General features: G+C 40.4%; 12 protein-coding genes. 11 read left to right on the top strand and 1 reads right to left on the bottom strand.

Going from position 1 to position 12300, the window contains the following annotated elements; all coding sequences use genetic code 11:
- The first annotated feature begins 132 nt into the window (after positions 1 to 132).
- From NCCP133_RS19665 to NCCP133_RS19620, 10 genes are all read left to right on the top strand, one after another.
- On the top strand, positions 133 to 456 hold the full coding sequence (locus NCCP133_RS19665) for a nucleoside triphosphate pyrophosphohydrolase (protein ID WP_264806940.1): 324 nt from the start codon (positions 133 to 135) through the stop codon (positions 454 to 456).
- A gap of 300 nt (positions 457 to 756) precedes the next feature.
- Positions 757 to 1302 (top strand): helix-turn-helix domain-containing protein, encoded by a 546-nt coding sequence (locus NCCP133_RS19660; protein WP_163140614.1) that lies wholly within the window; start codon positions 757 to 759, stop codon positions 1300 to 1302.
- A gap of 45 nt (positions 1303 to 1347) precedes the next feature.
- Complete coding sequence (locus NCCP133_RS19655; protein ID WP_264806939.1) at positions 1348 to 3393, top strand: hydantoinase/oxoprolinase family protein; 2046 nt, start codon at positions 1348 to 1350, stop codon at positions 3391 to 3393.
- Positions 3394 to 5142: a hydantoinase B/oxoprolinase family protein gene (locus NCCP133_RS19650; protein WP_264806938.1), complete on the top strand. Its 1749-nt coding sequence runs from the start codon at positions 3394 to 3396 to the stop codon at positions 5140 to 5142. It abuts the gene before it with no gap.
- Between the two features lies 1 nt (position 5143).
- Positions 5144 to 5473 carry a cupin domain-containing protein gene (locus NCCP133_RS19645; protein ID WP_264806937.1) on the top strand — a complete coding sequence of 110 codons (330 nt, stop codon included), beginning with the start codon at positions 5144 to 5146 and terminating at the stop codon, positions 5471 to 5473.
- 95 nt (positions 5474 to 5568) lie between these two features.
- Positions 5569 to 6918 (top strand): purine-cytosine permease family protein, encoded by a 1350-nt coding sequence (locus tag NCCP133_RS19640; protein WP_264806936.1) that lies wholly within the window; start codon positions 5569 to 5571, stop codon positions 6916 to 6918.
- A 102-nt stretch (positions 6919 to 7020) separates the two neighbouring features.
- Positions 7021 to 7617 (top strand): hypothetical protein, encoded by a 597-nt coding sequence (locus NCCP133_RS19635; protein ID WP_264806935.1) that lies wholly within the window; start codon positions 7021 to 7023, stop codon positions 7615 to 7617.
- Positions 7618 to 7842: 225 nt separating this feature from the next.
- Positions 7843 to 8205, top strand: coding sequence for a Na-translocating system protein MpsC family protein (locus tag NCCP133_RS19630; protein ID WP_035329682.1), 363 nt, complete (start codon positions 7843 to 7845; stop codon positions 8203 to 8205).
- 134 nt (positions 8206 to 8339) lie between these two features.
- A complete protein-coding gene (locus NCCP133_RS19625; protein ID WP_264806934.1) occupies positions 8340 to 9362 on the top strand; it encodes a Nif3-like dinuclear metal center hexameric protein in 1023 nt (340 codons plus the stop codon).
- Between the two features lie 18 nt (positions 9363 to 9380).
- The gene (locus NCCP133_RS19620; RefSeq protein ID WP_264806933.1) at positions 9381 to 10502 is read left to right on the top strand and encodes a hypothetical protein; all 1122 of its coding nucleotides are present in this window, start codon (positions 9381 to 9383) and stop codon (positions 10500 to 10502) included.
- Between the two features lie 46 nt (positions 10503 to 10548).
- Here the strand turns inward: NCCP133_RS19620 and NCCP133_RS19615 are convergent, their stop codons facing one another.
- Positions 10549 to 11013 carry a hypothetical protein gene (locus NCCP133_RS19615; protein ID WP_264806932.1) on the bottom strand — a complete coding sequence of 155 codons (465 nt, stop codon included), beginning with the start codon at positions 11011 to 11013 and terminating at the stop codon, positions 10549 to 10551.
- Positions 11014 to 11318: 305 nt separating this feature from the next.
- Here NCCP133_RS19615 and NCCP133_RS19610 point away from each other — a divergent pair, with 305 nt between their 5' ends.
- On the top strand, positions 11319 to 12290 hold the full coding sequence (locus tag NCCP133_RS19610; protein WP_264806931.1) for a hypothetical protein: 972 nt from the start codon (positions 11319 to 11321) through the stop codon (positions 12288 to 12290).
- The last annotated feature ends 10 nt before the right edge of the window (positions 12291 to 12300 follow it).

Here is a 12300-nt window from a genome sequence, read left to right as displayed (position 1 = left end):
TCGTTTTTTGCTCATACCATTATCTTTATCTTATTTTTTCGTTTTTAGTGTCCAATGGTACGGATACATTATACTAGATCGTGTACATGGTTAAAATTTATGCTGCCAATCATATTAAGGTGAGGATTATAAATGCCTACTTACAATAAACTAGTCCGTGATCGTATCCCTGAAATTATTGAAAGGTCAGGGAAGAAATTTACAACGAGAGTTCTTGACCAGACAGAATTCATAAAAGAACTTAAGAAAAAGAGTTTCGAAGAACTGGAAGAGTACACTAATGCGGAAAATGATGAAGAAGCGCTTGAGGAATTAGCCGATTTGCTTGAAATAATTCATACACTTGCTGAGACTCATGGAGCATCAATTGAAATGGTCGAAGAATTGAGGAAACAGAAGGTTGAAGAGCGCGGTGGGTTTAAAGAGAAAATATTTTTAATTGAGGTCGAAGATTAAACCGGGACATAAGCTCGATCGGCAGAATGACAATGCCCAAATATAGCCCATTTACAAAAGAAGAGCAGTTCTAAGGGAAGAGAACCTATTAGAAAGTAAAGTGATTAGCGTCAGGCCTATTCAAATGGGTCTGTCGCTTTTTTTGAATCATAAGGTGTGTATCTGGAATTTTTGTTGAGCAATTAAAAATTTTCTTTCAATTCAAAAATTTATATGCTATTATACTCTTAATTACAGTAATACTTAAATTACTTTACACCTATACTATAATTTTTCAGTTCTGCTTCAAAGGAGTTCATTATGGATGAAATTTACAAGAAAATTAAAGATTTAAGACTTCAGAATGGCTATACCTTAAAAGAATTAAGTGAACGTACTGATTTATCAATCAGCTTTCTTTCTCAAGTCGAGAGAGGAACAACTTCCCTAGCTATTACTTCATTGAAAAAAATAGCGGATGCACTGAATGTAAAAATCTCTGAGTTTTTCGAAGACGAGAAACCGAATCAGAACTTTATGGTGAAGTCCAGCGAGCATAAGCCATTTAATATCAAAGGGTCTGAATTTACTTATGTGCGAGTGAATGGTGATTTTCCAGGCAGAAGCCTGGAGCCGCTTTTGGTTACATTAGCACCCAACCAAAAACAGACACAGCAGTTTGGCCACGCAGGCGAGGAATATTATTACGTCTTAAAGGGCCTTGTTATTTTTCACGTAGATGGTAAGGAATACATTATCCGAGAAGGTGATTCTATTCATTTCCCATCTACCTACCCGCATACAGTTGAAAATCCGATAAGCGAAGAATCAAAATTACTTTGTGTTTTAACGCCAGTTATATTTTAATTGGCCTTTATAAATAAATCTATTAATACAGAAAGGTGGAGTATCATGCGTGTAGCTACTGATATTGGCGGAACTTTTACTGACCTGGTTTATGTCAATGAAGAAGGTGAGATTGGGGTTGCCAAAAGCCATACCACACCTCCCAATTTTGAAAAAGGGGTTATCGATGTTATTGAGAAAAGCGGGATAGATCAAACAGCTATCCAGACTTTTATTCATGGCACCACTGTTATTATTAACGCCCTTACTGAACGAAAAGGTGTAAGGACAGGTCTAATTACAACTAAAGGCTTCAGGGATGTACTGGAAATTGCGCGTGGAAATCGTCCGGATTTATTTAACGTCAGGTATCAAAAGCCGGTTCCATTTGTTGAGCGCTATTTACGTCAGGAAGTAGAAGAGCGCTTAAACTATAAGGGAGAAGTGCTGTCTTCGTTAAATAAGGAACGATTAAAAGAGATTATTCAATATTTCAAGGAACAAGAAGTAGAAGCGATAGCTGTAGCTTATTTGCATTCCTATGTAAATCCAGTTCATGAAATTGAGACCGTGAATATGGTAAAAGAGCTGTGGCCAGAAGTGGCTGTTACGGCATCGCATGAGGTGACAAAAGAATGGCGGGAATATGAGCGAACTAGTACGACGGTTCTTAATTCCTATGTAAAGCCAATCGCTGCATCTTATGTGAATCGATTACATAATAAATTAATAGAAAACGAGACTGATAGCCAAAATTACATTATGCAGTCAAATGGCGGTACAACGACCTTTAATAGTGCAAAGCAAACGCCTATTAATATGGTAGAGTCGGGACCTGTTGCGGGGATTTATGGAGCAGCTGTACTTGGTGAAATCCTGGATGAGAAGAATATTATTGCCTTTGATATCGGCGGGACTACAGCAAAGTGCTCCCTGATTAATCAGGGAGAGGTAAAAGTTTCTACTGATTATTTCATTGAAAAAAATGAGCGCAGTGCCGGCTATCCAATAAAAGTGCCGGTTGTTGATATCGTTGAAATTGGAAATGGCGGCGGTTCTATCGCATGGATAGATGGAGCGGGTTCTTTAAAGGTTGGTCCTCAATCTGCAGGTGCTTTGCCTGGACCGGTTGCCTATGGTCAAGGTGGTACGGAGCCAACAACCACCGATGCTAACCTGATTACTGGAAGACTTTCACCAGAAAACTTTGATTATGAAGTAGATTTGGATAAAGTGAAGGCTGCCATTAAAGAGAAGGTTGCCGATCATTTTGGAATGTCTGTTGAGGATGCTGCATTAGGCATTATTCGAATAGCAAACTCCAATATGCTGAATGCATTGAAACTTATTTCAGTTCGAAAGGGCCATAACCCTCGTGAATTCTCGCTGGTCGCTTTTGGCGGCGGAGGATCGATGCATGCACCGGCACTGGCTAAAGAGCTTGGTGTTAAGAAGGTTATTGTTCCTGTTGCTTCCTCGGTATTTTCGGCATGGGGCATGCTCATGACTGACCTAAGACATGATTATATCCAGACATATATAAGAAGATTAAATCAATTAGATCCTAGTGAGCTAAATAAAGAATGGATTTCAATTGAAACTCAAGCACTTAAGCAATATCAAGAAGAGGGAGTTTCAGAAGATGATGTGCTATTTACAAGATTTGCGGATATCCGCTATCTAGGTCAAGAACACACTGTGAAGGTTCCTGTTCCGAATGGGGAATGGTCTGAAGAAACCATTTCAGAAGTAGTTGAACGCTTTGGAGATCTGCACGAACAGCATTACACCTTTAAGCTTGAAGGGACTCCGACAGAGATTGTCAACCTGCACCTAACAGCATTTGGGAAGGTATTAAAGCCTGAACTAAAAAGATTAACCTCTACAAGCAGCGATGCGCAAGAGGCTTACAAAGAAACTCGTCCAGCATATTTCGAGAACAGCGGATGGGTTGAAACAAAGGTTTACTACCGCAGTTTATTTGGTAAAGGCATGAAAATATCTGGACCTGCCATTGAAGAGGAACCGTCTGCTTCTACAGTTATCTATCCTGATCAGTCCTTAACTGTAGATGAGTATGGGAATTTAATCATTGAAACAGGGGTGGAATAAATGACACAGATTGTTCGGAGTAAAGTAGATCCATTTACACTTGAGATTGTGAAAGACTCACTGGTTGCTATTGGAGATGAGATGTTTATTGCCCTTGCTAAGACTTCAATGAGCCCGATTATTTACGAAGTATTGGATTATGCCAGCGGCCTGACCGATGCGAAGGGACAGCTTTTAACACAGGGAAATGGTGTAACCGGATTTATCGGGATGCTTTCTGACATGGTTAAGCAAACACTCAAAAAGTTTGGTGACGGAAAGTTAAAAGAGGGCGATATCATTATCATTAACGACTCTTACGGTGGTGGAGGTTCACACCTTTCGGATGTTGGATTGGTCATGCCAATATTCTTTGATGGGGAAATTGTTGCTTTTTCGGCCAATAAAGCACATTGGACAGAAGTAGGCGGAAAAGATCCAGGTTCCTTCAGTAACGATGCTACAGATATTTTTCAGGAAGGCTTACAATTTCCGAGTGTAAAACTTTTTAATGAAGGTGAAATAAATCAGGCGATTGTCGATATCATAGAAGCTAATGTGCGTTTTCCTGAATTATCTTTAGGGGACATGTGGGCACAGGTTGCAGCCCTGAAAACAGGTGAAAAACGAGTCAAGGAACTATGTGAAAAACATGGGAAAGAATTATTTTTATCTTCAGTAGATTATCTGCTTGATCACGGTGAACAGCTTGCACGCCAGGAACTAAGTAAACTGCCAAAAGGTACTTTTAACGCAGAAGGGTTTATTGATGATGATGGTTTTGGAAATGGCCTTTTCAAGATAAAAGTGAAAGTAACCATAACAGATGATAAATTCGTTGCAGATTTTAGAGGCAGTCATCCTCAGGTTCCAGGTCCTGTTAACTGTTCTTATACAGCACTGGTTTCTGCCGTGCGAACGATTTTCCTTGCGATTACAAATCCTTCGCAGGATGCAAATGATGGAGTTTTCCGCCCATTAGAAGTTATTACGGATATGGGATCTGTTCTTTCGGCAGAACGTCCTGCGCCTGTGTCAATCTATTGGGAGAGTATGCTGGCCGGAGCAGATCTGATATGGAAAGCTCTTGCTCCGGTTGTTCCTCATAGGCTTAATGCGGGACATTTATTATCTGTTTGTTCAGTTGTCTTATCAGGCCAGCATCAGGATACAAATGAACCCTTCTTAATTGTTGAACCATCAGTTGGAGGCTGGGGTGCTTCTGAGGGTCAGGACGGTGCCAGAGGACAATTCTGTATTGGGGATGGAGAAACCTATAATGTCCCAGTGGAGGTTGCAGAAACCAGGTATGGTGTAATGGTTGACGAGTACAGCCTTCATACAGATGGTGCTGGAGCAGGGCAATATATAGGCGGTTCTGGTGTCATTCGTTCCTATAAAGCTTTAAGTGACAACCAAATGGTTTCCGTTACATTTGGACGTAATAAGTTTGTTCCTTGGGGAATGAAGGATGGCCAAGACGGTTCAGCGAATGAGGTATATATTGAAAAAGCCGACGGGGATGTAGATGGTCCATTTGGAATTTATCCTAGGTATCCGCTGAATAAAGGTGATGTCGTTAAATTGGTAACTGCTACAGGCGGCGGCTATGGAGACCCGTTTAAACGCCCTGCAGATCAAGTAGCCCAGGATGTGAAAAATGGCTATATTACTGCTGCACAGGCAAATGAAAGCTTCGGGGTAATAGTAAATGAGAAAACCTTTGAAGTTGAAGGTTTAACCAAAGATCGTCAGCGGAAGGGGCAATAAAGTGGAGGTATTAAATATAGAGAAAATTAAGGCCGATCCAAATGCGGCCGTTCCACTTAAAACGGTATTTTCACAAAAAGCTCTGGCTGGAGACTTGAAAGTGGGTACAGTTGTTATTCCACCGGGGAAGCGAGTTCCGCTGACTGGAGTTTCTAATCATAGTGAGAACGAATATTCCATTATCGTAAAAGGTTCCATTGTAACAGAAACTAATGGAAAAACGTATCGGGTTTCAAGTGGGGAAGCAACTTATATTCCTGCCGGGCAAGAGCATATTGCCTATAATGACAGTGAAGAAGATTGTGAAATTGTTTGGGTGTTGGTTGGTTAGCATCATTCACCATAAAGACCTTGCTTGGGCAAGGTCTTTATTATAAAAGGATTTTACAGAATATTCCGATATAAAATTGAAGGAGTTGAATAGAAATGGAAGATGTGTCTCTAAGGAAAAGCAGTGGAAAAGATGAAGCTCTTGCTTCTGTGCCAATGAATGAGAGGCAGCACTGGATTTCACCCGCTGTTATATTTGGGGGACTGGAATTTACAATTCCGGTTTTAATGGTTGGTGCCACGTTAACAGCCAGTTTTGGACTCGGAAAGCTATTTTGGATCTTGGCAGCAGCTCTCTTTGTCTTCCAATGGATCGGTAATGCCCTCGCAGGCTATATTGGGGCTAAAACTGGCCGGTCCTCTTCCGTAATTGCCAGAACCAGCTTTGGTTCAACCCAGGCACGGTTTATTGTGGGATTGACTATCTTTATCGTTTCAATGGGCTGGTGGGCTTTGCAGACGGCAGTTGCAGGAAATGCCATTTCAGCCATGTTTGGAATTGACTATAAGACGCAGTGGTTCCTTTGGGCACTCGTAACAATCATAGCTGGTCTGCTATTTGCACTTCCGTCCATTATTGGCTACTCATCTATGAAATGGACTGATTACTTAGCTGTCCCTGCTGGCCTTCTTTTAATTGCAGGCGGTATCTTCTATGCTTTAAAAAATATCGGCTGGGAAAAGATCTCATCCTGGAGCCCTGAACCGCAAATGACTTTTCTTGCTGCCGTTAGCTTAGTCATCGGTATTAATGTTTCTCAATGGGTTATTGCCTCCGATTATACTCGCTATGCAAAACCGAAAGTAAAAGACAACGTACTCATTCCATTAGGCATCATTGCAGTAGGTTTCCCGCTATTCTATGTTGGAGCTATTATGTCTATAGGAGTAGGCGAAGCTGATATTGTCAATGTCATGATGAATTTAGGCTTCCCGATCTGGGGCTTTCTCATTTTATGGTTAGCAACCTGGACGAGTCAATTAGTAAATAATTATAGTATGGGCTTGGCTTTAGCTAACATGCTAAATGTGAACTCTAATAAGGGAAGAGCACTTCTTACATTAGCTGGTACTATTGTTTCTATAGGAGTTGCTTTGGCGGGGATCCTTGATTATTTTATGGACTTCTTATATATGACTGCTTTAATCTATCCAGCCATAGCTGGTGTTATGATGGCTGACTTCTTCTTTATAAGAAAACAGCAGTGGGTCGACAACAAAGGATGGAACTGGATGGCAACCATCGCATTAGTAGTAGGAACTTTGGTTGGTTACTTCACACAATACGTGTATTCATTTGGATTGCCTGCCGTTCAATCCATTGTTGCTGCAGGAATTGTGTATATGATTGCTATGAAAGTCAAAGCAAGAGTTGCACCTGATCACTTTACAGAGATTAATAATCAATCAGAATTTATTACTTCAGATAATTTAAAAGCTCAATAAATGAGAAGCTTGAATAATGTTTTTTGAGAAACAATAATACATGCAGCGTCGGACCTAAGTGGGTCTGACGCTTTTTTTATGAGTTGTTTTAGGATCAAAAGGATGTGGAAGAGTTATAAAAAGGAAAAAGGAAGTGTGTTACTAGTGTCAAGAAAAAGAACACTTTCAGAAAAAGCTAAGATAAGTGGAACTGATAAAACGCTAATCGATTTCTGGGGCTGGGGTTTTTCTGATTTGCTAAGCAACTCATTAAGAGGAATATTTGCGGAGTTTTTAGTAGGAAGTGCTCTAGACTGTCTAAATCAGTCAAGAATCGAGTGGGATGCTTATGATTTAATTTATCGAGGGAAAAAGATTGAAGTAAAATCTGCAGCATATGTACAGACCTGGCATACTGACACATTTTCAAAAATCGGCTTTAACATTGGGGCAAAAAGGGAATATAGTTATACAACCAGGAAGTATAGTACAGAGATTAGAAGACACTCTGACGTTTACATCTTTTGTTTATTGAAGGAAAAAGATATTGATACCCTTGATCCATTGAATATGAGTCATTGGAAGTTTTATATTGTCCCGACTAAAATCTTGGATGAGCGTTTTCCGTCTCAAAAAACTATTAGTTTATCTTCTTTAAGTAAAATAGCAAAGCCGGTTAAATATGGTGAATTAAAGCTAAAGATAGATGAGATTATTTAAATATTCAACAGTGTAATAAAAATAAACACAGTGAGGGTTCTGGCGATTCACCCTGGTACGCCGGAACCCTCACTGTGTTTCAAGGTGACTAGTGTGACGGGCCTCTGAAGGTTGATTTTTTCTAGTGAAATATATTTTTAATATAAACACTTTACAGATAGTTTTAACTATGATAAATTCTATTTATCAAAGGATTCTGAAATTTCTAAAAGATGGTGTGGATAAATGAGTTGGACTGCTGGCCCATTTAAGCAGGAACTGATCAAGGACTATAACAATATCAACCTTCTTTTGTTTAACATTGGCGTCAAAAGTCAACGAGTCGAGTTTTTGGGGGATAAGATATTAATTTTCGCCAATCATAAGAGAATTCCATCTCTTAAACATTTAGACGAGATTAATCGCTTTGTAACCCGAATGACTGACATTGCCATCATAGATAGTTATAAGGAACATTTAAGAAATGTCCTGGAAGAAAAATATGGGATGAAGGTACTTTCAATATTAAAGGACTATGATCCCGTTACTGAACTCTCAGGAACGATCATTACCCTGGATCGGGATACAAGTGCCTATATTTCCAGATAATTAAATAATCGTGACTGGTCCATTGAACTCTAAAGAGTGCATTAAAACCGTCAGTACAAGCTTTCAGACTAGCGTCTGTTTGTTTTGTGCTGACGGTTTTTTTTTATAAAAAAAATAGAGGAGGCAGCAACATTATGAAAACAGTAGAAGATGTATTGAATGCACTGGATGAGCTGACAGGAGGAAGAGTGATTAAATCTCTAAACGATATTACGAGAGGTGAGCATCCCTTTGTTATCATGAAATCTTCCAACATTCCCGGGAAAGAAATCATTGAAACGCCTGGTCTTGTTTATGGGGATATGAAAAAAGAAGTAAAAAAAATAGCAGTTGCTATGACAATGACAGAAGGATGTATCGAACTTGCCGGTGCTACTGGTGTCGATGCCATTGTTGCTCATCATCCGATAGCTGAAGCGGCTAATTCAGGTGGAGTTATCTTGAAAAACTATCTGGATTTATATAATGTAGCTGCATTTGAATTGCATGAAGCTTTCCATGGATTACATCCTGGCATTCCTTTTTTGCATGGCCATCAGGTATACCGGACAGAGGTTTCTTATGGAGGAGTACACGGAAATATTTTATATGCAGGGAAAGTACTCCCAGAGGTGAAAACACTGGGGGATATTTTAACACGGCTGGACAATTTTATGGGTCTGAGAGATGAAGAGGAACTGTTACATACTGAAAAGGAAATACGCAATAGTTCATCTCTGTCTGAAACGAGTATAGTGACACGGGGGAGAATTGTTCATGGAGAAGAGACCAGCCCCGTGAATAATATTGTGCATATTTTCCCGCACACGGGATTTTCTCCTGAACATCTGCGTCAAGCCATCCAGGAACACCCGGAGGCTGACACAGTTCTTGCTTCCATTAGCCGGGTTTATGATGGACATCCACTTATTGAAACAGCTAAGGAGTTAGGACTTAATTTTATTATCGGAAATTGCCATGTGTTAGAAATACTCGAAAACGGTTTGCCTTTAGCGTATGCCTTGGACAGACTGCTGCCAGATGTTGAAGTTGTTGTTTTTCGGGAACGTGTGACTAGCATATCCCTAAATGAAATGGGATCTCTTCATTTAAAGAAATATGCAGAAGAAATGGCTGAGGGTTATCTATTGAAAAAAACGGCTGTCCATACACTATAAAAAAAGGAGTGCAGGTAGATGAGCGAGGTTAAATCTTTAGTACAAGAAAATCTAGAAATAGAAGAGAATAGTGTCCCGATTCCTTTAACGAGAAAATGGACACGAATTGAAGCAGTCGGTCTTGGTTTAGTCATCATCTCACTGCTGGTACTGTTAATCACGCCAGGTACATTAGCCGGGTTATTTACTTCCATTGTTGATCAGGTTTTCCCGGTCATCGTAGAGATATTCTTAACCGGCACGGTAGGGGTTTCCATTATTGTCAGTGTCATTATAGGCCGGGTACTGGAAAGGCTGGGATTTACGGATGCGTTAATCCGGATATTCATTCCTGTTACAAAGCTGATGAAAGTGAATTCAGCTGTTATCATTCCAAGTATATATAATATTCTTGGTGATATTAATGCTGCCGGAAAAATTGCCGGACCGATCTTAATCCGTTCGGGAGCAACAAAAGCAGAGCAGAAAATAGCGGTAGCAACCATGGTACAATCCCAGCAGTCTTTTGCTACCTTTATGTTGGGCATGGTTGCTTTAACGGCAGTAGGGGCCAATGCTTTTGTAGTGGTCGTGCTGGCTGTTTTCATGCCTGTCATTGTTGTCCCGTTCCTGCTTTCTAAAACCATTTACCGGGATACGAAAGCTGTCCAAATTGCAAAGCTGCCTCAATTTACGCCGAAGACTGGCTTCTTACCCACTTTGTTTAATGGAGCCAGGGAGGGAGCAGAGCTTTTATTCCTTCTCATTATACCGGCTGCCGCTGTCGTGTTTGCTGCAATTGGCGTTTTGGATTACATCGGCATTTGGTCAAAATTTGAATCCGGCCTATCAGCCGTTTTGTTAGCACTAAATATTCATCCTGAGACCGGAATTCTCTCCATATTGGCTAGCCCGGCGCTGGCCATGGCCCAGTTAGCGGAAGTTGCTGGTTCTTTGGATCCGCGTTTGGTCATCGGATCATTCGTATTAGCTTCATCCGGCTTGCCTTTGTCTACTGTCTTTGGTCAAATCCCGGTTATATGGGCAGCTAATTCTGATCTTAGTGAAAAGGAAGCAATGGGAGCGGCTGTACTAGGAATTGTCATGCGTATATTCACAGCCTTTTTGATTGTTTATTTCTTAACGCCGATATTAGTTTAATGCTCGGAGAGAAGGTAAAGAAAGCAGTTTTTGCTTGAGATAAGGTCTAAATTTTACCCAGTAAAAAAGAAAGATCGATAAAATATTGATTTGGTGGAATCCTGTCAAATGATTGGGGATCCAGGTGGAGCTCTGTTTTTCTTAAAAGATTGTTTTCCTCGATCCATAAGAACAGAACGGCCGTTTGATGAATGGGCTCCATAATCCCTTTCAACGGCGCAAGTAGTTCAACTTTAAGATCATCCAGGGGAAAGTCAGGCCGGCAAAAAAGCTTACATGGTGCTGTTTGTAAGGGTTCATAGTGATTTATTGTATGATAAGAGAGATGGTGGATCCTCCCGGTAGCTGCAATTCTTTTATCAGGAAGTATAAGTCCAGATTCATGATAGATGTCTCTTCCGATGGAGGAAGGGATCTTTTTTTTGTTCCATAAAATGGACATCGAAAAAGTGTGGCCAGGCAAAATCGTCCATGCTCTTTTGGCTATCAGTTCAAATCCGATCAAGGACATGGCTATCCCTCTTTCCTGCTGCTCGATACTGATGTTTATGCTCGAGGAAGAAAAAATATCTGCTATGTCTCCATCTATTATTTATGATAGCTATTACTCACGAACCCTCTTTTTGTTGAGAACTGGCTTGTTAAGATCCCAGTCCCTTGGAAAACCGCCTTACTAAAAATAATTTAGCTTTTATGCAGCATGCAAAAAAGTATGCTGTTTTTCTTTTCCTACCCTGCCGATTTTTTGTGCACCCTTCTTGTTATGATTGATATGTACCAGATAATTGGTAAGGAAATGGAAGGGGAGTTTTATTAATGAGAATAAAAGTGTTAATGGGGTTAATGCTTGTTCCATCAATGTTATTTGCCATGGCCGGATGCGGAAGTGAGGAGACTCCTGAAACATCAGTGAAATCAGAAGAGGCAGAATCAGCTGATGTGGCGGCTGCAGAAGAGAAAGAAGAAGCTGCTGAAGAGATGGATACACAAGAAGAGGTTGAAGAAGTGGCCGACCCTGATGAATTGTTCACTCGTTTTATGGGAGAAAAAAATATTCAGTTGAAAGCAAGGGATGTACAGTTTGATATGCAAAATAACTTAGATCAAAAGTTTGCCATAATGGGAAATGCGAGTCTTGATACGTATTACAACTATGGGTTTAGCAATCTTGAACAATCCCATTTTGCTGTCAGTGTAGAGGACGAAGGTGCAGGGTATGCTGACCGCTGGGTTTTGTATTTTGACCGAGCCAAGTTTTCTAATTTGTATGAAACACTGAAAAAAGGTGACACCTATTTAGCAGCAGCGGCCGCAATCCCAAAGGCACAATATGAAGATGGCCAGGATACATTGGCACTTGGTGTTGAATTTGAGATTTTGGGTGGAGAACCGGCTGTTTCAAACGAAGCAGGTTCAGTTGTTCAGGCAGCTGAAGAATATAAATCTCAAAAAGGATTGGATCTGGTGGCACAGGATGTTTTGTATGATATGAAAAATCATTTGGATAAAGAGTTTTTAATCTCCGGTACCGCCAGTCTGGATACGTATTATAACTATGGTTTTATCACCCTTGAAAAAACTCACTTTGCCGTAGGGGTATGGGATGAGTCAACAGGAGGGAAATGGACCGTTTATTTTGACAGGAAAGAATTTGCTGAACTATTTGAAACACTTAAGCAAACCGAAGAGTACGTAACCATTACGGGAATTATTCCCTCCTCCTTATATGAAGATGGGCAGGGGGAGTTGGCAAAGGGACTGGATATCAGTATTGGAACAGGGTATTAATTAATTTTAT

The sequence above is a fragment of the Cytobacillus sp. NCCP-133 genome (assembly GCF_026011715.1).
Lineage (GTDB): Bacteria > Bacillota > Bacilli > Bacillales > Cytobacillaceae > Cytobacillus.
Note: the sequence above shows the minus strand (reverse complement) of the source record. Positions and strands in the feature narration are given on the sequence as shown.